General features: G+C 73.9%; 22 protein-coding genes. 9 read left to right on the top strand and 13 right to left on the bottom strand.

Annotation, left to right across the window (positions count from 1 at the left end):
- Positions 1-40 precede the first annotated feature (40 nt).
- The gene (locus AB0E07_RS28400; protein WP_362258148.1) at positions 41-1,450 is read left to right on the top strand and encodes a GNAT family N-acetyltransferase; all 1,410 of its coding nucleotides are present in this window, start codon (positions 41-43) and stop codon (positions 1,448-1,450) included.
- 3 nt (positions 1,451-1,453) lie between these two features.
- On the opposite strand, the gene AB0E07_RS28395 is transcribed toward AB0E07_RS28400, so the two are convergent.
- A complete protein-coding gene (locus AB0E07_RS28395; protein ID WP_362258145.1) occupies positions 1,454-2,647 on the bottom strand; it encodes a PLP-dependent transferase in 1,194 nt (397 codons plus the stop codon).
- 60 nt (positions 2,648-2,707) lie between these two features.
- Here AB0E07_RS28395 and AB0E07_RS28390 point away from each other — a divergent pair, with 60 nt between their 5' ends.
- Positions 2,708-3,199 carry an Lrp/AsnC family transcriptional regulator gene (locus tag AB0E07_RS28390; RefSeq protein ID WP_362258142.1) on the top strand — a complete coding sequence of 164 codons (492 nt, stop codon included), beginning with the start codon at positions 2,708-2,710 and terminating at the stop codon, positions 3,197-3,199.
- A gap of 32 nt (positions 3,200-3,231) precedes the next feature.
- Positions 3,232-4,920 carry a DUF885 domain-containing protein gene (locus AB0E07_RS28385; RefSeq protein ID WP_362258139.1) on the top strand — a complete coding sequence of 563 codons (1,689 nt, stop codon included), beginning with the start codon at positions 3,232-3,234 and terminating at the stop codon, positions 4,918-4,920.
- A 61-nt stretch (positions 4,921-4,981) separates the two neighbouring features.
- On the opposite strand, the gene AB0E07_RS28380 is transcribed toward AB0E07_RS28385, so the two are convergent.
- Positions 4,982-5,485, bottom strand: a complete 504-nt coding sequence (locus AB0E07_RS28380) for an immunity 21 family protein (RefSeq protein ID WP_362258137.1) — start codon at positions 5,483-5,485, stop codon at positions 4,982-4,984.
- Positions 5,486-5,565: 80 nt separating this feature from the next.
- Entirely contained in the window at positions 5,566-6,048 is a 483-nt protein-coding gene (locus AB0E07_RS28375; RefSeq protein WP_362258134.1) for a rhodanese-like domain-containing protein, read from the bottom strand.
- Between the two features lie 123 nt (positions 6,049-6,171).
- Here AB0E07_RS28375 and AB0E07_RS28370 point away from each other — a divergent pair, with 123 nt between their 5' ends.
- A complete protein-coding gene (locus AB0E07_RS28370; protein ID WP_362258131.1) occupies positions 6,172-6,618 on the top strand; it encodes an Lrp/AsnC family transcriptional regulator in 447 nt (148 codons plus the stop codon).
- A gap of 237 nt (positions 6,619-6,855) precedes the next feature.
- On the opposite strand, the gene AB0E07_RS28365 is transcribed toward AB0E07_RS28370, so the two are convergent.
- The 5 genes from AB0E07_RS28365 to AB0E07_RS28345 all read right to left on the bottom strand — a co-directional run bounded on the left by AB0E07_RS28365 (position 6,856) and on the right by AB0E07_RS28345 (position 13,037).
- Entirely contained in the window at positions 6,856-9,849 is a 2,994-nt protein-coding gene (locus tag AB0E07_RS28365; RefSeq protein ID WP_362258128.1) for an SMC family ATPase, read from the bottom strand.
- The gene (locus AB0E07_RS28360; protein WP_362258126.1) at positions 9,846-11,009 is read right to left on the bottom strand and encodes an exonuclease SbcCD subunit D; all 1,164 of its coding nucleotides are present in this window, start codon (positions 11,007-11,009) and stop codon (positions 9,846-9,848) included. Before AB0E07_RS28360 ends, AB0E07_RS28365 begins: the two co-directional genes overlap by 4 nt.
- A gap of 97 nt (positions 11,010-11,106) precedes the next feature.
- Positions 11,107-11,733 carry a YigZ family protein gene (locus tag AB0E07_RS28355; RefSeq protein ID WP_362258123.1) on the bottom strand — a complete coding sequence of 209 codons (627 nt, stop codon included), beginning with the start codon at positions 11,731-11,733 and terminating at the stop codon, positions 11,107-11,109.
- Between the two features lie 9 nt (positions 11,734-11,742).
- Positions 11,743-12,300, bottom strand: a complete 558-nt coding sequence (locus AB0E07_RS28350; RefSeq protein ID WP_362258120.1) for a histidine phosphatase family protein — start codon at positions 12,298-12,300, stop codon at positions 11,743-11,745.
- Positions 12,297-13,037 carry a hypothetical protein gene (locus tag AB0E07_RS28345; protein ID WP_362258117.1) on the bottom strand — a complete coding sequence of 247 codons (741 nt, stop codon included), beginning with the start codon at positions 13,035-13,037 and terminating at the stop codon, positions 12,297-12,299. Before AB0E07_RS28345 ends, AB0E07_RS28350 begins: the two co-directional genes overlap by 4 nt.
- Positions 13,038-13,194: 157 nt before the next feature.
- On the opposite strand from AB0E07_RS28345, the gene AB0E07_RS28340 reads away from it, so the two are divergent.
- The 3 genes from AB0E07_RS28340 to AB0E07_RS28330 all read left to right on the top strand — a co-directional run bounded on the left by AB0E07_RS28340 (position 13,195) and on the right by AB0E07_RS28330 (position 15,984).
- On the top strand, positions 13,195-13,602 hold the full coding sequence (locus tag AB0E07_RS28340; RefSeq protein ID WP_362258115.1) for a CoA-binding protein: 408 nt from the start codon (positions 13,195-13,197) through the stop codon (positions 13,600-13,602).
- Positions 13,603-13,757: 155 nt separating this feature from the next.
- Positions 13,758-14,714 carry a formylglycine-generating enzyme family protein gene (locus tag AB0E07_RS28335; RefSeq protein WP_362258111.1) on the top strand — a complete coding sequence of 319 codons (957 nt, stop codon included), beginning with the start codon at positions 13,758-13,760 and terminating at the stop codon, positions 14,712-14,714.
- A gap of 46 nt (positions 14,715-14,760) precedes the next feature.
- The gene (locus tag AB0E07_RS28330; protein ID WP_362258168.1) at positions 14,761-15,984 is read left to right on the top strand and encodes a 4-hydroxybenzoate 3-monooxygenase; all 1,224 of its coding nucleotides are present in this window, start codon (positions 14,761-14,763) and stop codon (positions 15,982-15,984) included.
- Between the two features lie 24 nt (positions 15,985-16,008).
- Here the strand turns inward: AB0E07_RS28330 and AB0E07_RS28325 are convergent, their stop codons facing one another.
- The gene (locus tag AB0E07_RS28325; protein ID WP_362258108.1) at positions 16,009-16,368 is read right to left on the bottom strand and encodes a metalloregulator ArsR/SmtB family transcription factor; all 360 of its coding nucleotides are present in this window, start codon (positions 16,366-16,368) and stop codon (positions 16,009-16,011) included.
- A gap of 61 nt (positions 16,369-16,429) precedes the next feature.
- Here AB0E07_RS28325 and AB0E07_RS28320 point away from each other — a divergent pair, with 61 nt between their 5' ends.
- On the top strand, positions 16,430-17,479 hold the full coding sequence (locus AB0E07_RS28320) for a cation diffusion facilitator family transporter (RefSeq protein ID WP_362258105.1): 1,050 nt from the start codon (positions 16,430-16,432) through the stop codon (positions 17,477-17,479).
- Between the two features lie 2 nt (positions 17,480-17,481).
- Here the strand turns inward: AB0E07_RS28320 and AB0E07_RS28315 are convergent, their stop codons facing one another.
- The 3 genes from AB0E07_RS28315 to AB0E07_RS28305 all read right to left on the bottom strand — a co-directional run bounded on the left by AB0E07_RS28315 (position 17,482) and on the right by AB0E07_RS28305 (position 19,502).
- Entirely contained in the window at positions 17,482-18,039 is a 558-nt protein-coding gene (locus AB0E07_RS28315; RefSeq protein WP_362258100.1) for a YbaK/EbsC family protein, read from the bottom strand.
- 30 nt (positions 18,040-18,069) lie between these two features.
- Positions 18,070-18,642 (bottom strand): helix-turn-helix domain-containing protein, encoded by a 573-nt coding sequence (locus AB0E07_RS28310; RefSeq protein WP_362258098.1) that lies wholly within the window; start codon positions 18,640-18,642, stop codon positions 18,070-18,072.
- A 95-nt stretch (positions 18,643-18,737) separates the two neighbouring features.
- A complete protein-coding gene (locus AB0E07_RS28305; protein ID WP_362258095.1) occupies positions 18,738-19,502 on the bottom strand; it encodes an acyltransferase in 765 nt (254 codons plus the stop codon).
- 107 nt (positions 19,503-19,609) lie between these two features.
- Between AB0E07_RS28305 and AB0E07_RS28300 the strand changes: the two genes are divergently transcribed.
- On the top strand, positions 19,610-20,131 hold the full coding sequence (locus AB0E07_RS28300) for a gamma carbonic anhydrase family protein (RefSeq protein WP_362258092.1): 522 nt from the start codon (positions 19,610-19,612) through the stop codon (positions 20,129-20,131).
- A gap of 40 nt (positions 20,132-20,171) precedes the next feature.
- Here the strand turns inward: AB0E07_RS28300 and AB0E07_RS28295 are convergent, their stop codons facing one another.
- Positions 20,172-20,819 carry a DedA family protein gene (locus AB0E07_RS28295; protein ID WP_362258089.1) on the bottom strand — a complete coding sequence of 216 codons (648 nt, stop codon included), beginning with the start codon at positions 20,817-20,819 and terminating at the stop codon, positions 20,172-20,174.
- Between the last annotated feature and the right edge of the window lie 72 nt (positions 20,820-20,891).

Raw genomic sequence — 20,891 nt, 5'->3', positions numbered from 1 at the left:
CGCAACACCATTCCTTCACAGTGGCTGCATGAGTCGAGACATGTCTGATGTGACCCGTGCGAAGCACGGCCGTCCCGTCCACCACTGGCGGCGGGACGTCATCGAGTTGGCCGCGCTGTTCACGGCCGTGGCCGTAGCGGACGCCGTCGCCAACCTGATCGGGCACGGCCCGGACGGCCCCCAGCTGCTGCTGGTGTCCGCGGTCGTGCTGATCGCCACGGCGGTGTTCCACGTCTGGTGGGCACGCCGCCACGGTCACGCACCGCCCGCGGACCATACCGGTGCCCGGCCCGCCGCTGAGCGGCAGGCCGGGCCCGCGGACGAGTCGTCGCGGCCGGCCGAGGACGCGATCGGCGAGAGCACCCTGTGGCGGATGCGGACGACCGTGAAGGACGAGCCCGGATCGCTCGCCGTGCTGTGCACGGCCCTCGCGGAGCAGCGGGTGGACATCCTGAGCCTCCAGACGCATCCGCTGGGCAACGGCACGGTCGACGAGTTCCTGCTGCGCGCCCCGGGCGACCGGGCCGCCGCGGAGATCACCCGGGCCGTCTCCCTGGCGGGCGGCACGGACACCTGGATCGAGCGGGCCGACGCGCACGACCTGGTCGACGCGCCGACCCGGGTCCTCGGCCTCGCCACCCGCACCGCGCTGGACGCCGCCGAACTTCCGCTGGCGCTACGCCAGTTGCTGGGCCGCTGCACCATCCGTCAGTTGCCGGGCGCACCGGTCGCCGGACGGGCGCCGGAGGGCGTTCCCGTGGAGGGCGTACTGGAGGAGACCGTGATGCGGCTGCGGGCACCGGAAGGCGGAGTGATCACCGTGGAGCGGCCGTACCTGCCGTTCACCCCGACCGAGTTCGCGCGGGCCCGCGCCCTGGTGGAGCTGGACGCCCGGCTCGGTCCGCGGGTGCCCGGCGGACAGGACGTGCTGACGCTGCCCGAGGGCAGCGACATCACCGTACGGCGGGCCGACACCGATGACGTCGACGCCGCCAAGGCCATGCACGAGCGGTGCTCGGCGCACACGCTGAGCAGGCGGTACCACGGGCCGGTCGGGGACGCGGACCGGTACCTGAACCACCTGCTCAGTCCGCGGTACGGGCGCACGCTCGCCGTGCAGACGGCGTCGGGGCGGATCGTGGGCCTCGGGCACCTGCTCTGGGACGGCGACGAGACCGAGGTCGCGCTGATCGTCGAGGACGCGTGGCAGCGCAGGGGCATCGGGGCGGAGCTGCTCCGACGGCTGGTGGCCCTGGCCGCCGAGGCCGACTGCGACAGCGTGTACGCGGTCACGCAGGCGTCCAACACCGGCATGGTCGCCGCGATGCGGGGGCTGGGGCTGCCCCTGGACTACCAGATCGAGGAGGGCACGCTGGTGATCACAGCGCGGATCGCTCCGGTCGGGCAGCCGAGGGGCACGGTGGGTGTCACCCGGGCCGAGACCCCGTAGCGATCAGGACGACCGGCCGGCCATCAGGGGTTCGCCCTGGTGGCCGGCGCCGTTCCCGCCCCCGGCGGCGCCCAGCGCGGCGTCCAGGTCCGACCACAGGTCGGCCACGTCCTCCAGGCCCACCGACATCCGCAGCAGCCGGTCGCTCACCCCGGCGTCCCGCCGGTCGTCCGCGTCGACGATGCGGTGACTGATGGACGCCGGGTGCTGGATCAGGGTGTCGACGCTGCCGAGACTGACCGCCGGGGTGATCAGCCGGACCGCGGAGATCACCTCGTGCGGGTCGCCGTGCACCTCGAAGGCGATCATCGCGCCGCCGATGCGCGGATAATGCACCCGGGCCACCCGCGGGTCGGCGGCCAGCCGACGGGCCAGTTCGGCGGCGGTCGCGGAGGCCGCGCGGACCCGGACCGGCAGCGTCGACAGGCCGCGCAGCAGCAGGTACCCGGCCAGCGGGTGCAGGACCCCGCCGGTGGCGAACCGCACCTGCCGCAGCCGCCCGGCGAGTTCCTCGTCGCAGGCCACCACGCCCGCCATCACGTCGCCGTGCCCGCCGAGGTACTTGGTCGCGCTGTGCAGCACCAGTCGCGCGCCCTGCTCGGCCGGACGCTGGAGCACGGGGGTGGCGAAGGTGTTGTCCGCGAGCAGCGGCACCGACCCGCAGGCGTGCGCCACCGCCCGCAGGTCGACCTCGGCGAGGGTGGGGTTGGCCGGGGACTCCACCATCACCAGGCCGGTGTCGGGGCGCAGCGCGTCCGCGATGCCCGCCGGGCCGGTCCAGGTCACCTCGGAGCCGAGCAGCCCGGCCGTCAGCAGATGGTCGCTGCATCCGTACAGGGGCCGTACCGCGACGACGTGCCGCAGGCCCGTCGCGGCCCGGGCCAGCAGGACCGCGCTCAGCGCGGCCATGCCACTGGCGAACGCCACCGCCGACTCGGTGCCCTCCAGCCGGGCCAGCGCGGTCTCGAAGCGGGCGACGGTCGGGTTGCCGAGCCGTCCGTACACCGGCGGGCCGTCCGGATCGGCGCCGGTCTCGGCGAACGCGTCGATCCGGGCGGCCTCGCCGCGGCTGTCGTAGGAGGGGTACGTCGTGGACAGGTCGATCGGCGGGGCGTGCAGGCCCAGACCGGCGAGATCGTCGCGGCCTGCGTGCACGGCTTCGGTGGCGAGGGCTCTCGATCGCACAGGGGTCTCCATGGGCGGAAGAGTGAACGCCCACCGGGTCACAGGAATCGAACACCGTGCTACGTTCGGCCAGTGGCCGAATCTGTCGTACTGGATCCGGTGGACCTTCATCTGCTGCGGTTGTTGCAGAACGACGCCCGGACGACGTACCGGGACCTCGCCGCGCAGGTCGGGGTCGCGCCGTCGACCTGCCTGGACCGGGTGACCCGGCTGCGGCGGGCCGGAGTGATACTCGGCCATCAGCTGCGGCTGGACCCCGCGAAGCTCGGGCGTGGCCTGCAAGCCCTGCTGTCGGTGCAGGTCAGGCCGCATCGCCGGGAGCTGGTGGGACCGTTCGTGGAGCGGATCCGGGCGCTGCCGGAGTCACTGACCGTCTTCCATCTCACCGGCCCCGACGACTATCTGGTCCATGTCGCGGTCGCGGACATGACCGATCTCCAACGGCTGGTCCTGGACGAGTTCACGGCCCATCGGGAGGTCGCCCGGGTGGAGACCCGGCTGATCTTCCAGCGGTGGGAGTGCGGCCCGCTGCTCCCGCCTTCGCCCTCGGCGCAATCGGGGTGACGGGCGGCGGGCCCCGTTGGAGGATGGGCCGCATGTCAGAGACGAAGAGCCCGCTGCCCCGTGAGGTCGCCGACAGCTACGTCGACGAACTCATCGCCCTCGACCCCGTCACCGGTACGTATCTCGGCGACAGGGAGAGTTCGAGTCGGCTGCCCGACCTCTCACCCGCGGGGCAGGAGGCGCTCGCGGAGCTGGCTCGGACGACGCTGGCCAGGCTCGACACCGCCGAGCGGCAGCCCGGCGCGGACAGCGCCATCGAGCGCCGGTGCGCCCGCCTGCTGCGGGAGCGGCTGACCGCCGAACTCGCCGTGCACGAGGCGGACGAGGGTCTGCGCGCGGTCGGCAACATGGGCACGCCCGCCCATTCGGTGCGCGAGATCTTCGCCATCACCCCGGCCGAGACCGAGGAGGACTGGGCGGCGATCACCGAGCGGCTGCGCGCGGTGCCGGCCGCGCTCGGCGGCTACCGCGAGGCCCTCGAACTGGGCCTGGAACGGAAGCTGTACGCGGCACCCCGGCCGACCGGGACCTTCCTGGAGCAGCTCACCGAGTGGGCCGACACCGGCGAGGGCCGCGGCTGGTTCGAGGACTTCGCCGCCGCGGGCCCCGAGGCGCTGCGCACCGAGCTGGACGAGGCGGCCCGCACGGCGACCGCGGCCGTCGTGGAACTGCGCGACTGGATGCGGGAGGTGTACGCCCCGGCCGTCGAGGGCGCCCCCGACATCGTCGGCCGCGAGCGCTACGCCCGGCTGTCGCGCCACTACAACGGCATCGATCTCGACCTGGACGAGGCGTACGCCTACGGCTGGTCGGAGTTCCACCGGCTGCTCGGCGAGATGCGGAGCGAGGCCGAGAAGGTCCTGCCCGGCGCGGAGACTCCGTGGACGGCGCTCGCCCACCTCGACGAGCACGGCAGGGCGATCGAAGGGGTCGAGGAGGTCCAGAAGTGGCTCCAGGGCCTGATGGACCGGGCCATCGAAGCCCTCGACGGCACCCACTTCGAACTCGCCGAGCGGGTGCGGAAGGTGGAGTCGCGGATCGCTCCGCCCGGCGGCGCGGCGGCCCCGTACTACACCTCGCCGAGCGAGGACTTCTCCCGGCCGGGCCGCACCTGGCTGCCCACGATGGGGGCGACCCGCTTCCCGGTGTACGACCTGGTCTCGACCTGGTACCACGAGGGCGTTCCCGGCCATCACCTCCAGCTCGCGCAGTGGGTGCACGTCAAGGACGACCTCTCCCGTTACCAGGCCACCGTCGGCCTGGTCAGCGCCAACTGCGAGGGCTGGGCGCTGTACGCGGAGCGGCTGATGGACGAACTCGGCTTCCTCGCGGACGCCGAGGAGCGGCTCGGCTACCTCGACGCGCAGATGATGCGTGCCGCCCGGGTCATCGTCGACATCGGCATGCACCTGGAGCTGGAGATCCCCGCCGACTCCCCCTTCCACCCGGGTGAGCGCTGGACGCCCGAGCTGGCCGAGGAGTTCTTCGGTGCGCACAGCAGCCGGCCGAAGGACTTCGTGAGCAGCGAGCTGACCCGTTATCTGACGATCCCGGGCCAGGCGATCGGTTACAAGCTGGGCGAGCGGGCGTGGCTGCTGGGGCGGGACAAGGCCCGCGAGCGGCAGGGCGACGCGTTCGACCTCAAGACCTGGCACATGGCCGCCCTGTCCCAGGGCTCCCTGGGCCTGGACGACCTGGTCGACGAACTCGCCCAGCTCTGAGGTGACTTCCGGTCCGCCATCTCGGCCGCCGCGGTCGACGGGGCGGACCGCGACCGCTGAACTAGCCTTCCAGCGGCCGTAGTTGTACGAGTCCGGGCCAGGTCTCCGTGCCGGTTCGCACCCGGGCCGCCCGCACCGCGTACGGGCCCGGCGTCAGGGGGATGCGCAGTGGGGCGGCGCGTCGGGTCTCGGTGCCGGGCCGGGCCGAGTCGAAGAGGAACACCGGACCCGGCACCTTCCAGCGGACCTCCTCGCCCCATTCCGCGCCCACGAGCGCCGACGGCAGGGCGGCGAGGACCGCGGCCTCCGAGGTGGCGGCGGACCGGCGTACGAAGGTGCCGTGCTCCTGGACGAAGGTGGTGGACGCGGGCTCGTCGCCCAGGACCAGGGCCGCACTGTCCCCCACCGGCAGCAGACCGAGCGCGCCGTCGATCTCACAGGCCCGGTCGTAGTCGGAGGCGGTCTCGTCGCCCTCGGCACCCGCCCAGAAGGGCAGCACCGTCTCCGGCACCGCGATGAGCGGCCCGCCGCCCGACTCCACCCACTGCACCCTGTGTCGCACCATGGCGCAGAAACCTACACGCCGTCTCCGCACCGGAGTTCGGTGTCCCGGACACCTTTTCCCGCGGTGCGCCGGGCGCCCTGTCAGCAGCCGCAGTCCTCGCCGTCGACCGGGGCGGTCAGCGGGTCGGCGGGCTTGCGGGCGGCGCCCTCCCAGGTCTCGTACGCGAAGCCCTCGCGGGCCCAGTACTCGAATCCGCCGAGCATCTCCTTGACCTGGTAGCCGAGTTCGGCGAGGGCGAGCGCGGCGCGGGTGGCGCCGTTGCAGCCGGGGCCCCAGCAGTAGGTGACCACGGGCACCGACTTGTCGAGGAGCCGCTCCGCCTGCTCGGCGATGAGCGCGGTCGGCAGGTGGACCGCACCGGGGACGTGGCCCTGGTCCCAGGAGGCGGTGGAGCGGGAGTCCAGGACGACGAACCCGGGGTCGCCGTCGGCCGCGAGCGCGGCGGCGACGTCGGAGACATCGGCGTGGAAGGCGAGGCTCGCCCGGAAGTGGGCGGCGGCGACGGCCGGGGCGGCGGGGGCCACACGCAGGACCGGGTTGGCGGTGGTGGTGACGCTGTTCATGGGCTGGCCTTTCCGAGGTGGCTCCTTATGACCGGAAATCTACGGGGGGTGGATCTCCTCCCTGAAGGGACAATCCCCGGCACGACTCTTGATCGGCCGGGGAATCCCTGTTAGCTCTGGTTCATGACCACGTTTTCACCGGACGCCACGGATTGGCGCATCCTCGATGTCCTCCAGCGGGAGGGACGGGCCAGTTTCGCCGAGCTGGCGCGGGCCGTGTCGATGTCGGCCAGCGCGGTCACCGAGCGGGTGCGCAGGCTGGAGGAGGCGGGTGTCATCCAGGGGTACTCCGCGGTGGTGGCACCGGAAGCGCTGGGCATGTCGATCCTGGCGTTCGTGCGGCTGCGGTATCCGACGGGGAACTACAAGCCGTTCCATGATCTGGTGGACGTGACACCGGAGATTCTGGAGGCGCACCATGTCACGGGCGACGACTGCTTTGTGATCAAGGTGGCCGCGCGTTCCATGCGGCATCTGGAGGAGGTGTCGGGGAAGATCGGCGCGCTGGGGTCCGTGACTACGTCCGTCGTCTATTCCTCGCCGTTGCCGCGGCGGCCGCTGGGGCGGTGACGCTCCTGCTGCGGTGCGGGGTTCGGCCGCGGTGAGTGGTTTCGGCTGCGGCGCCGTTGTGGCTGGTCGCGCAGTTCCCCGCGCCCCTGGGGGGTCGGCGCCGTGGTTGGCCGCGGGACCGTCGTGGTTTGTCGCGCAGTTCCCCGCGCCCCTTTGGGGGGGTCGGCGCCGTGGTTGGCCGCGGGGACGTTGTGGCTGGGTCGCGCCGTTCCTCGCGCCCCTGCGGGGTGGTCTCGGTCAGGTTGTCGGGTGTTGGTGGAGGGTTGAGCCTGTTCGGCTTTTTGCTACCTCCAGTTGGGCGTGGACTCGGCGGCGCAGGTCTGCGACATGGCTGACGATGCCGACGCTGCGGTCGCGTTCCCGCAGGGAGTCCAGCACGTCCAGGACCTCGTCGAGGGTCTGGTCGTCCAGGCTGCCGAAGCCCTCGTCGATGAAGAGCGTGTCCAGCCGGACACCGCCCGCCTCGTCGGTGACCACGTCGGCGAGCCCGAGGGCCAGGGCCAGCGAGGCGAAGAAGGTCTCGCCGCCGGACAGGGTCGCCGTGTCCCGCTCACGCCCGGTCCACGCGTCGACGACATGCAGCCCCAGCCCGCTGCGGCCGCGTCCGGAGCGGTCGTCGGAGTGAACCAGCGTGTAGCGGCCGGACGACATCCGGCGCAGGCGTACCGTCGCGGCGGCCGCGACCTGTTCCAGCCGGGCGGCCAGGACATAGGACTCCAGGCGCATCCGGCGTTCGTTGTCCGCCGAGGTGCCCGCCGTGAGCCCGGCCATGCGGGCCACCCGGTCGTGCCGGGCGCGCAGCGGCGCGAGCCGCCGTACGGCCTCCGCCGAGCGGGCGGAGAGCCGGTCGAGTTCGGCGCAGCGCCGGTCGGCGGCGTCGCGCGCGGAGGACGCCTCGCGCAGGCGTCGGGCGGCCTCGGCGGCGGTCCGTTCCGCCTCGGCGAGGTCGGCGGGCGGGCGCTGGGCTGCGGCCGTGGTGTCGGTCTCGGCGAGCACGGCCCGTACCGCGGCCTCCTCCGCCTGGTGGGCGTCAAGGCGCCGTTGGAGTTCGCGGTGCGCGGCGCCGTCCAGCAGGGCGTCGGCGGCGGCCCGCGGGGTGTCGAAGCCGGCGCGGAACGCGGCGTCGGCGAGCCGGGCGTCGGCGTCCTTGAGGCGCCGGGCGCTGTCCTCGGCGGCCCGGGCGGTGTCGGCGGCGTCGGTGAGCAGCGCGACCCGGCGTTCGAGTTGGGTGAAGCGGGCGGCCACGCTGTCCTCGGTGCCCCGGGCCTCGGCCAACTCGGCTTCCAGCGAAGCCCGTTCGCGGTCGAGCCGCTCGCGGTGCCCCACCCGCGCGGCGGTCCGCACCTCGGCCTGCCGGCGGGCCGTGGTGCGCCGCTCGTGTTCCTGCTCGGCGCCGAACAGCTCCTCTCGGGCCGCGAGGAGGTCGGACGCCTCGTGCCGGGCGGCGGTGAACAGCCGCTCCAGCTCCTCGACTTCCTCGACGAGGCGCCCGGTGGGCGTGTCCCCGGCCTCGGCGGAGGCGGCGGCGAGCGCCTCACGGACGACACCGAGCCGGCGCTCCTGCTCGCCCTGGGTCCGCTCCGCGGCCTGGAAGGCCGCGAGCGCACGCTCCTCGGCGGCCCGGTCGACGTGCCCGGCGTCCTTGCGGGCGGGCGCGGGGTGTTCGGTGGCGCCGCAGACCGCGCAGGGCTCGCCGTCGGCGAGCTGGGTGGCGAGTTCGGCCGCGATGCCGTTCAGGCGCCGCTCCTTCACCTCCAGCCAGTGCGCCTTGGCCGCCAGGGTCTTCTCCTGTGCCCCGCGCGCCAGTTCGGCGGCGGTGTCGGTGTCCCGGGCGAGCTGGTCACGCAGCCGGGCCGCGTCGAGCCGCTTCGCCGCGGGATCCCGTCGGCCGGCGATCTGCTCGGCGCGGGTGGCGGCCTCCTGGGCGGTGTCGATCCGGGCCCGCAGAGCCGCGCGGGCCGTCTCCCATCCGGCCAGCCATGCCCCGGTCTCCTCCAGGACGTCCTCGTCGGCTCGTTCCTGACGGTCCAGTCCGGCCCGCTCGTCGACGAGTCCGGCCAGGCGCTGCTCGGCGCGGCGGGCCGACTCCAGGCCGCCGAGTTCCTCGGCGGTCCGCCGCGCCTCGGCGGCGAGCACACCGGCGCCGGCCTCGGTGAGAGCGTCCGGGAGCAGTGCGCCCGCGCGGGCGCGGGCGAGGTCCGCCCGCCGGTGTTCGGCGTCGGTGTCGTCCCGCAACTCCAGGGCGGGGGCCACCGCTTCGGCCTTGCGGGCCCGCTCCATGCGCGCCTGTGCCTCGCGGTACCCGTCGGCCCGTTCCTCCAGGAGCCGGGCCCGCTCGCCCGCCTCGGCGAACCTGCGCTGGAGACGCGCGGTCTCCCGTACGTCGGCCAGCGCGCGTTCGCCCGCGTGCTGGGCGGACTCGGCGGTGGCCAACCGGCAGTGGGCGACGGTGAGTTCCTCGCGCGCGGTGCTGCGGGCGACGGCGGCCGCGGTGAGGACGGCCTCGGCGAGGCCCGGCTCGCCGGGATCGAGTGCGGGCAGCTCCATGGCGCCGCCCGCCGCCTGCTGCATACGGTGGGCGTCGGCCAGCAGCGCGGTGTCGCCCTCGCGCACCTCGGCCTCGGCGGCGCGGCGGCGCTCGGCGAGGCGCTTCTCCACCTCGGCGAAGCGGTGGGTGTCGAAGAGGCGGCCCAGCAGCCGGCCGCGCGCCTCGGCGTCGGCGCGCAGGAAGCGCGCGAAGTCGCCCTGGGGCAGCAGGACCACCTGGCAGAACTGTTCGCGGCTCATGCCGAGCAGCTGGGTGACCTCCTCGCCGATCTCCTGGTGGGAGCGGCTGAGATCCTTCCAGGCCGCGGTGGTGGCGTCGTACTCGCGCAGCCAGCTCTGGGCCTTGTCGAGGGTGGTGCCCGTGCCGCGCTTCTTGGGGCGTTCCCAGGGCGGCTGCCGGGTGATCTCCAACCGGCGTCCCGACACGGTGAGTTCGAGGCGCACCTCGGTGCGGGTGGCGGGTTCGGCGTGGTCGCTGCGCAGGGTGAGGCCCTGGCCGGTCTGGCGGGCGCCGGGCACGGTGCCGTAGAGCGCGTAGCAGACGGCGTCCAGGACCGTGGTCTTGCCCGCCCCGGTGGGGCCGTGCAGCAGGAACAGCCCGGCCGCGGAGAGGTCGTCGAAGTCGACGCTCTGGGAGCCGCCGAAGGGGCCGAAGGCCGTGATGTCGAGCCGGTGCAGCCTCACCGGGCCACCTCCCGTACGACCGCGTCCGCGCGGACCGCGTCGAAGGCGTCGCGCAGGACGGCGCGCTCGGCCTCGTCCGGTCCGGCGCCGCGCACATGGGCGACGAAGTCCTCGGCGATCTGCTGGTCGTCGCGTCCGGCCAGCCGCCGGGCGTAGGAGACGTCCGGGTCGTCCGGGGAGCGGTCGGGGTCGAAGGCCAGGCTGAGGGTGTGCGGGAAGCGTTCGGTCAGCCGGGCCATGGGCTCGGTGGGGCGGACGGGGTCGGTGAGGGTGGCCTCGACCCAGGCGTCCGTGTGGCGGGCGAGGGCCGGATCGGCGAGGAGGTCCTCCAGGGTGCCGCGGATCCGGGCCAGCGGGCGCGGCACGGGACAGTCGAGCCGCTCGGCGCTCACCCGGCCCTCGGCGTCCAGTTCGACCAGCCACATGCTCTTGCGGTGGGCGGCCTCGGAGAAGGAGTAGGCGAGCGGCGAGCCGGAGTAGCGCACCCGGTCGGTGATGGTCTGGCAGCCGTGGAGGTGGCCGAGCGCGGTGTAGTCGACGCCGTCGAAGACCCCGGCCGGTACCGCGGCGACCCCGCCGACGGTGATGTCCCGTTCGCTGTCGCTGGCCTCGCCGCCGGTGACGAAGGCGTGCGCCAGGACCACGGAACGGGTGCCCGGCGAGCGTGCCGCGAGATCGGCGCGCACCCGGTCCATGGCGGCGGCCAGCACCGCCTCGTGTCCGGCCCGGTCCACCGCGAACTCGTCCTTCACCAGGGCCGGTTCGAGATACGGGAGGCCGTAGAAGGCCACGTCGCCGTGGGCGTCGGTGAGCAGCACGGGCGTCCCGCAGGCCGCCGGGTCGGTGCGCAGATGGATGCCCGCGCGGTCGATCAGCCCGGCGCCGACCCCGAGCCGGCGGGCGGAGTCGTGGTTCCCGGAGATCATCACGGTGGGTACGCCGAGGGCGGCGAGGCGGTGCAGGGCGTCGTCGAAGAGTTCGACGGCGGCGAGCGGGGGCACCGCCCGGTCGTACACGTCTCCCGACACGACCACGGCGTCCACCTCGCGCTCACGCACCGTGGTGACGAGGTGGTCGACGAAGTCGGCCTGGGCGCCGAGCATGTTCACGCGGTGGAACGCCCGGCCCAGGTGCCAGTCGGACGTGTGCAGGAGCCTCATGATCCCCGAAGACTAACGGCCGGGTCTGACATCACGGGCGGTTACTCCCGTATCGACCGTCCTACCCGTTTCGAGATCGCCGCTTATAACCGTTGTGTCAGGCATCTCCGTATGCTTCCCCGCCCAGTTCGAACCCGGCGGTCCCGGCGGTGGCGTCGGCCAGCCAGGCCCGGAACGCGTCGACGTCGGCGTCGGGCAGCCCGATCTCGATGGTGACCGCCTCGCCGTAGCGGACGTCGCGCACCTCGCGTCCGGTGGCGCGCAGATCGTTCTGGACCTTGCCGGCCCGCTGGTGGTCGACGGTCACCGTGGCCAGCCGGAAGCGGCGGCGGGTGATCGTGCCCAGCGCGTCGAGTGCCTCGCCGACGGCACCTCCGTACGCCCTGATGAGGCCACCCGCGCCGAGCTTCACGCCGCCGTAGTAGCGGGTGACGACGGCGACCACGTACCGCATGTCGCGGCGGAGCAGCATCTGGAGCATCGGGACGCCGGCGGTACCGCCCGGTTCGCCGTCGTCGCCCGCCTTCTGGACCGCGGCGTCGGCGCCGATGACGTAGGCGAAGCAGTTGTGGGTGGCGTCGGCGTGCTCCTTGCGGACGGCGGCGAGGAAGTCCTGGGCCTCCCGCTCGGTGGCCGCCGGGGCGAGGGCGCACAGGAAGCGGGAGCGGTTGACCTCGGTCTCGTGCACGCCCGCGCGGGCCACTGTGCGGTACTCGTCCTGCATCCGGCCAGCCTATGACAGGGCCGGCCGGTCCTTCCTTCCGCGGGGCACCGCGAACCAGGTCAGCAGGGCGGTGCCGGGGGCGAGGGCGCTCCAGGCGGTGCCGCGCCAGGCCAGTACGGCGACGGCGGACGTGGGGAACTTCACCCGGACCGCGTCGAGCGCGTCGTCCAGGCTGTCCCCGGCGAGTTCGGTCACCAGTTGTTCGAGACCGGGGTTGTGCCCGATCAGCAGCAGCGTCTCCACCGCGTCCGGCGTCGCGTGCACGGCGTCGAGGAGATCGGCGACCTCGGCCGCGTACAGCTGCGGCACGTACCGCACGGGCGGCGGGGTGCCCCACTCGGCGGACGCCAGCTCCCAGGTCCGCCGGGCGCGTACCGCGGTGGAGCACAGGGCGAGGTCGGGCAGCAGGTCGGACTCGGCCAGGGCGCGGCCGGCGGCCGGGGCGTCCCGCAGACCGCGCGGGGCGAGCGGACGGCGGTGGTCGGCGACCCCCTCGGGCCAGGCCGACTTGGCGTGCCGCAGGACGACCAGTCTGCGCAGCGGGCCCGTGCCGGCGCGCGCGATCACAGCGGGTGTCCCAGGTCGCGGACGAGGTCGAGCCCGAGCAGCCGGTCGGCGTAGGCGTAGGTCTCGAAGCGGGCGCCGTCGGGGAGTTCCGGTTCCTCGGCCACGCGGGCGAGCAGGCGCAGCACGCCGGGCACGTCCAAATCGTCCTCCCAGGCCGCGCGCAGTTCCGTGCGGACGTGGTCCGGGATGGGCCGCGAGGGGTGCCGCGCCCATCCGGCCACCGCGTGCCGCCACCGGGCGAGGGTGTCGTGGGCCTCGGTCAGGGCCTCCGTGTCCAGCCGTACGGGCCGGTCCCGGCGCGGGGTGAGCAGGGCCAGGCGCAGGGCGACCGGGTCCGCGCCCGCGAGGGGCGCCGGCGACGCCGCGTGCACCGGCGCGACGGCGAGCCGCACACCCTCCGGGCCCTGGTCCGCCTCCGGTCCCGCGTCGGCCGCGACGACGTGAATGACCTGTTTCTCACCCAGGCTCCGGCCGACCTCCCGGCCGTCCTCCAGCGGGCGGATACCGAGGGCGGCGGCGCCGGCCCGCAGTTCCGGCTGCTCGTGGCCGGTGCGGAGCACCGCCCAGACGGGCGTGCCGCCGAGTTCCAGGGCCCGGACCAGGAGGTCGGTGACGAGGAGCACGCGCAGGGCGCCGGTGTCGAAGCCCGACACATGGGCCTCGACCCGGGTCAGGCCGCGCCGGGCGGGCGTGGCGTCGACGGACGCGCCCGTTCGGGCGTCGGTGATGCGCAGCACTCCCCGAGCCTAGGCGGGCGGGCGCCCCGGCGCAGCACGCGAAGCCGTTTCCGGACAGCGCGGTCCGGGGAATCTCCGCGCGCTCCCGGCCGTTCTCCCCAGGACGGGCCGGAGAACGGCCGGAGCACGGGCATGTCATGGGGCCTAGGAGGCACGGGTGTACGGCGACGAAGCGACGATCCGCAAGATCCTCACCGAACTCGGCGACACCTGGGCCGTGGTCGGTCTGTCGTCGAACCGGCGGCGGGCTGCGTACGGCGTCGCCCAGGTGCTCCAGCGCCACGGCAAGCGCGTGGTGCCCGTCCATCCCAAGGCGGAGACGGTGCACGGCGAGCAGGGCTACGCCTCCCTGGCGGACATCCCCTTCGAGGTGGACGTCGTCGATGTCTTCGTCAACAGCGAGCTGGCCGGACCGGTGGCCGACGAGGCGGTCGCCAAGGGCGCGAAGGCGGTCTGGTTCCAGCTGGACGTGATCGACGAGGCGGCCTACGAGCGGACCCGCGCGGCGGGGCTGGAGATGGTGATGGACCGCTGCCCGGCCATCGAGATCCCGCTCCTGCGCTGACCCGGCCGGACCGCCGCCCGGACCATGGCGGAGACGCCGACCCGGCCGGACCGCCGCCCGGACCATGGCGGAGACGCCGACCCGGCCGGACCGCTGCCCGGACCATGCCGTAGACAGGGACCCCGCACCCGCCTCAGGTCCACGAGGATGAGCCGATGCACGAGCCCCAGTCCCCCGCTCCCTGCTGCATGCCCTCGTCCGGCGGCGGCACGTCCGCCCCGACGGCTCCCGCTCCCGTCCCGTACACCGCCCCGACCGGGCCCGCCGCCGTCGACGGCACGGTGCTCCTGCCGGGCGGTGAGTTCCTCATGGGCGCCGAGGACAGCGAGGGTTTCCCCGACGACGGCGAGGGCCCGGTGCGGACGGTACGGCTGAAGCCGTTCCGGATCGAGACCTGCGCGGTGACCAACGACGCGTTCGCTGCGTTCGTCGCCGACACCGGTCATGTCACCGACGCCGAACGCCTGGACTGGTCCTTCGTCTTCGCCGGGTTCCTGCCCGCGGCGCTGCGCCGTGGCGCGCCCCGACCGGAGCGGACGCCCTGGTGGTGCGCGGTGGCGGGCGCTTCCTGGGACCGGCCGGAGGGCCCGGGCAGCGACCTCGCGGGCCGCGGCGACCACCCGGTGGTCCACGTGTCCTGGTACGACGCCACCGCGTACGCGGCCTGGGCGGGCAAGCGGCTGCCCACCGAGGCCGAATGGGAGTACGCCGCCCGGGGCGGCCTGGAGGGACGCCGCTATCCGTGGGGCGACGAACTGGACCAGGACGGCGAGTTCCGCTGCAACATCTGGCGCGGCACCTTCCCCACCAGGAACACCGCCGCCGACGGCCATCGGGGCACGGCGCCCGTGACCGCGTTCGAGCCGAACGGCTTCGGCCTGTACAACACCTCGGGCAATGTGTGGGAGTGGTGCGCCGACTGGTGGTCCACCGGGCACCGGGGCTCCGTCGACCCGGCCGGTGCGGCGGAGGGCACCGCCAAGGTCATCCGCGGCGGCTCCCACCTGTGCCACGTCTCCTACTGCAACCGCTACCGCGTGGCCGCCCGCAGCTCCAACACCCCGGACAGTTCCAGCGGTCACGCGGGCTTCCGCTGCGCACTTGACGCCTGACCCCGGTCGCAGGGGCCCCACCCGCCGGGGGCAACATAATGCTCGGATAACGTTCTCATCCCCCCACCCCAACTCCCCTTCCCCGCAACGCTTTCCGGTGGTCGTCGTCGGCGCCGGACCGGCCGGGCTCACCCTCGGCAACATCCTGCGCGCCGCGTCCGTCGACTGTCTGGTCCTGGAGACCGAGAGCCGCGCCTTCATCGAACAGCGGCCCCGGGCGGGCGTGTTGGAGGAGTGGGCGGTCCGCGGTCTGGAGGAGCGCGGACTCGCCGGCAACCTGCCGGCCCGCGCCCAGGTGCACGAGGAGTGCGAGTTCCGCTTCGCCGGGGAGCGTCATCGCCTCGGGTACACGGAGCTGACGGGGGATCACCACTACATCTACCCGCAGCCGTTGCTGGTGACGGACCTGGTGCGGGAGTACGCGGACGTCCGGGGCGGCGCGGTCCGCTTCGGGGTGCGCGACGTGGAGTTGCACGACCTCGAATCGGAGCGGCCCTCCGTGTCGTACACGGACCCCGATTCCGGCCAACGGCAGCTCGTCCACTGCGACTTCGTCGCGGGGTGCGACGGGGCGCGCGGGGTGTCGCGGGAGGCGATCCCGCCGGGTCGGGTCCGGATCGCGCGGTACGACCACGGCGTCGGCTGGCTGGCGCTGCTCGCCGAGGCGCCGCCGTCCAACGACTGCGTGGTGTTCGGCGTGCACCCGCGCGGTTTCGCCGGGCACATGGCCCGCAGCCCCGAGGTGACCCGTTACTACCTCCAGTGCCCGCCGGGCGACGACCTCGGGAACTGGCCCGACGACCGGGTCTGGGCCGAACTCCGGGAGCGGCTCGGGGCGGCCGGAGCGCCGCCGCTGACGGAGGGGCGGCTGATCGAGAAGCGGGTGCTGGACCTGCACGGCTACGTCGTGGAGCCGATGGTGTTCGGCCGGCTCCTGCTGGCCGGGGACGCCGCGCACCTCACCGCGCCGATCGCCGCCAAGGGCATGAACCTGGCCCTGCACGACGCCTTCCTGCTCGGGGAGGCGCTCGTCGCGTACGTCACGCGGGGCGAGTCGGCCGGTCTCGACGGCTACTCGGGGGCGTGCCTCGGCCGGGTCTGGGAGTACCAGGAGTTCTCGCAGTGGCTGTCGGAGGTGTACCACGGCGCCTCCTCCGGCGACCCGCACCGGGCGGGCACCACGCTGGCCCGGCTGCGCCGTCTCTTCGCCTCCCCCTCGGCGGCGCTGGCCTTCGCGGAGCAGTACCTCGGCAGGACGCCCACCCGCTGAGCGCGGGCCCCGCCGTGCTCGCCCTCAGTCGTGCGGGGGCCGGTCGCTCAGGCGGTGGTCGGCCACGTTCAGCGCCTCGTCCACCAGCCGCCGCAGGTGGCCGTCGCGCAGCGCGTAGACCACCCGTCGGCCTTCCTTGCGCGTGCTCACGAGTCCGGCCAGCCGCAGCCGCGCCAGATGCTGGCTGACGGCCGGGCGGGCGGCGCCGCACGCCTCGGTGAGCGTGGTGACGTCGGCCTCTCCCCCGGTCAGGGCGTGCAGCAGGGTCAGCCGGGTGCGGTCCCCGAGCAGGGCGAGGAGTTCGGCGGCGAGCGCGAGCTGTTCCTCGCCGGGGATGTGCGGATGCGCAGGGTGCGCAGGTGATAGGTGCATGCGTGCGCTCATACGCACATAATGGCGGCAGCGGACCGCTCAAGTCCACCGACACCGTCCGCAAGGGGGACCCGTGACCGAGTCGCACCACCACCCTCACACCCACGCTGACCACCACCCCCATCCCCCTCACCGCCACCCGCTCCGGCACCGCGTCGCCCATCTCCTCAAGCCCCACTCCCACGACACCGCCGACAAGGTCGACGCCGCCCTGGAGTCCTCCGCGCGCGGCATGCGCGCCCTGTGGGTCTCGCTCGCGGTGCTCGGCGCGACGGCTCTGGCCCAGGCAGTGGTCGTGCTGATGTCCGGCTCGGTGGCGCTGCTCGGCGACACCGCGCACAACGCCGCCGACGCGCTGACCGCCGTCCCCCTGGGCATCGCCTTCGTCCTCGGCCGCCGCGCGGCGACCCGGCGGTTCACCTACGGCTACGGGCGTGCCGAGGACCTGGCGGGCCTCGCGATCGTGCTGACCATCGCCGCCTCGGCCGCGTTCGCCGGGTGGGCGGCGGTGGAGCGGCTCCTCGATCCGCGTCCGGTGCAGCACCTGCCGGCGGTGGCCGTGGCGGCGCTGGTGGGCTTCGCGGGCAACGAGTGGGTGGCGCGGTACCGGATCCGGGTGGGCCGCGACATCGGCTCGGCCGCGCTGGTCGCCGACGGCCTGCACGCCCGCACCGACGGCTTCACCTCGCTGGCGGTGCTGCTGGGCGCGGGCGGTGCGGCGCTCGGCTGGCAGCGGGCCGACCCGGTCGTGGGGCTGGCGATCACCGTGGCGATCCTGCTGGTGCTGCGGGACGCGGCACGCGAGGTGTTCCGGCGGGTGCTGGACGCCGTCGACCCGGCCCTGGTGGACCGGGCCGAGCGGGCGCTGGGGCAGGTCCCGGGGGTGCACGCGGTGGGCGAGCTGCGGTTGCGGTGGATCGGGCACCGGCTGCGGGCCGAGGTGGCGGTGGTGGTGGACGGCGAGGCGACGGTACGGCAGGCGCACGCGATCGCCGTGGACGCCGAGCACGCCCTGCTGCACGCCATCCCGCGGCTCACCGCCGCCCTGGTGCACGCGGACCCGGCGCCGGTGCCCGGCACGGCGGACCCGCACCAGGCGCTGGCCCACCACACGGCGCACTGAGGTCAGGCGAGCCCGAGCCCCTCCAGCACGACGGCGCCGGGCAGTTCGGCGAACGCCTTGCCCGGCACCAGCAGCTTGCCCCGCCTGCGCCCGCTGCCGACGAGGACGTAGGGCAGGTCGACGACCGCGGAGTCCACCAGCACCGGCCAGTGGGCGGGCAGTCCGATCGGGGTGATGCCGCCGTACTCCATGCCGGTCTCGCCGGTGGCGGTGTCCATGGCGGCGAACGACGCCTTGCGGGCGCCGAGTTGGCGGCGGACGGCACCGTTGACGTCGACGCGGGTGGTGGAGAGCGCCACACAGGCGGCCAGGGTGGTCTCGCCGCCGCGCTTGCCCGCGACCACCACGCAGTTGGCCGACCGCTCCAGCAGTTCCCGCCCGTAGTGCTCGACGAACACGGCGGTGTCGGCCCACTGCGGGTCGGTGTCGACGTAGACGACCTGGTCGGCGGGGACGCTGCCGCTCCAGTCCCGCAGGGCCGCTGCGACGGGGGTGCTCAGTTCGTCGAGGCAGTCGGGGGCGGGGACGGCACGGTCGAAGTGTCCGATGGGTGCGCGCATGGCCGCACGGTAGCAACCGCGCGGCGGGGCTCAGCGCACCGGTGGCACGGAGACGACCAGCACCAACTCCATCGGTACCTCGCCGTCGTTGCCGTACGTGTGCGCGGCGCCCGCCTCGAAGTAGGCGCTCGCGCCCGCCGGGACGCGGTGCGCCTCGCCGTCGACGGTCAGCGTCAACTCGCCCGAGGTGACGTGGAGGAGTTCGACGGTGCCGGAGGGATGCGGGTCCGAGGCGCTGCTCTCGCCGGGCATCAGCCGCCAGTTCCACATCTCCAACGGCCCGGGGGCCTCGGTGCCGACGAGGAGCCTGCTGTAGCCGCCGGTCTCGGAGTGCCACATCCGCACGGCCTGCTCGGCCGGCACGACCCGCACCTTCGGGCCCTGCTCGTAGTCGAGCAGGGTGGGGATGCTGACGCCCAGCGCGTCGCCGATCTTCACGACCGTGCCGAGGCTGGGATTGGTGCGGGCCTGCTCGATCTGGATGAGCATGCCGCGGCTGACCCCGGCACGGGCGGCGAGCGTGTCCAGGGTGAAGCCGCGCTCGGTGCGCCAGCGCTTGACGTTGCGCGCCAGGGACTGGGTCAGCAGATCGAGGTCCGACACATTCCGCCCAACGTCTTGGTCCGATGAACTACGGTGAACTGCACCGATCGTGCACCGAACTGTACTGCGAGGGCGCCCGCGGCAGCACGTCCCGCTCAGCCCTCGGCGTCCAGCCGCGCCAGCCGGGCCACCGTCTCCTCGTCCAGCTCGGCGAGCGCCGCCAACTGCTCCGGGGTCACCCCGTCCGGGATCGGCACCGGCGCGGGCGTCCTGAGCGGCGGCTGCCAGCCCTCGGCGGGCGTCCAGCGCCGGACCACCCTGGCCGGCGCGCCCGCCACCACCGCGTGGTCCGGCACCACACCGCGGACCACGGCACCGGCCGCGACCACCACGTTGCGGCCGATCCGCGCGCCGGGCAGGATCACCGCGCCGGTGCCTATCCAGCACCCGGGTCCGATCGACACCGGCTCCATCCGCGGCCACTGCTTGCCGATCGGCTCGTGCGGGTCGTCGTAGGAGTGGTTCGTGGACGTGACGTAGACGTACGGCCCGAAGTAGCAGTCGCTGCCGATGGTGACCGTGGTGTCGGCGATGACATGGCTGCCGCGGCCGAGGACCACGCCGTCCCCGATGCGCAGGATCGGTTCGGGGCCGAGGTCGAGGTCGGGCATCAGGCCCGCGGTCAGGGTGACCTGTTCCCCGACGATGCAGTGCGAGCCGAGGTGGATCCACGGCTCGCCGAAGACCGTGCCGAGCGGGAAGGCCAGCCGGGTGGCCTCACCGATCGCGCCGAACCGGAGGCGGCCGGGACGCTCGGCGGTCACCGAGCCGGTGCGCTGCACCCAGGCCCAGCCGGCGTGGACGGCGCGCTGGGTCGCTCGGCGACTCCAGGACGAGAACGTGTTCCTGCTCTTCGGCACGGGCTCACGGTACTGAGCGCACGGCGCCCGGATACGGTGATGGGGCTGTGATCTTCGCCCCAACGGGTGGCGTACCGTGCCGGGTACCAGCTGACCGGGAGGCAGGAATGATCAAGGGCATCGGCGGCCGGGAGCCGAAGGTCGACCAGGACGTCTTCGTGGCGCCCACGGCCTCGGTGATCGGCGATGTGACGCTGCTGCGGGGCGCCAGCGTCTGGTACGGGGCGGTGCTGCGGGGCGACGTGGAGCGGATCTCCGTGGGGGCGAGCAGCAATGTGCAGGACAACTGCACGCTGCACGCGGACCCCGGGTTCCCGGTCACCGTGGGGGAACGTGTTTCCATCGGGCACAACGCCGTGGTGCACGGGGCGACCGTGGAGGACGACTGCCTCATCGGCATGGGGGCGACCGTGCTCAACGGCGCGGTGATCGGCGCCGGGTCCCTGGTGGCGGCGCAGGCCCTGGTGCCGCAGGGGATGGTCGTGCCGCCCGGCTCCCTGGTGGCCGGGGTACCGGCGAAGGTCAGGCGGGAGCTGACGGAGGAGGAGCGCGCCGGGCTCACCCTCAACGGCACGATGTACGCGGGACTCGCCCAGGCGCACCGCGAGGAGCACGACGGCGAGAAGTAGTCGACGAGAGGGTGCGGCCGGTGACGCGCCGCACCCCCGACTACTCCCCGGCGGGCACCAGGTCGGGCTCCGCCGTCCCGTGGGCCTGCGCCTTCCTGGCCTTGCGGCGCACCACCAGGAACGACGCGAGGCCGATGAGGACCGCCGCGACCAGCCCGAGCCAGGAGAACCGCTTCAGCCAGGACTCGGCGACCACGCCGACGTAGTAGATGACCGCCGTCGTGCCGCCCGCCCAGAGGATGCCGCCGAGGACGTTGGCGACGAGGAACTTCCAGTACGGCATGTGCAGGACGCCCGCGAGGGGGCCGGCGAAGATGCGCAGCAGGGCGACGAAGCGGCCGAAGAAGACGGCCCACATGCCCCACTTCTGGAAGGACCGCTCGGCGGTCGCGATGTGCGCCTCGCTGAAGTGCCGTGGGAACTTCCCGCCGAGCCAGGCCAGCAGCGGGCGCCCGCCCTTGCGGCCGATGGCGTAGCCGATGGAGTCGCCGATGATGGCACCGGCGGTGGCGCAGGCGCCGAGGACGAAGGGGTCGATGTCACCGTGCTGCGAGGCGAGGAGCGCCGAGGAGACCAGGATGATCTCGCCGGGCAGCGGGATGCCGAGGCTCTCCAGCCCGATGACCAGGCCCACCAGCAGATAGATGGCGAGCGGGGGCACCGTTTCGAGCCATTCCTGGACGTGCAACGCCGCTTCCTCTCCTGTACGGGCCTGTTCCCGGCGCGCGCTCGTGGCCGCGCGCGCCGGGGCAGCCTACCC

Origin of the sequence: Streptomyces sp. NPDC048002, from assembly GCF_040653275.1 — a bacterium.
Taxonomy (GTDB): Bacteria; Actinomycetota; Actinomycetes; order Streptomycetales; family Streptomycetaceae; genus Streptomyces.
Note: the sequence above shows the minus strand (reverse complement) of the source record. Positions and strands in the feature narration are given on the sequence as shown.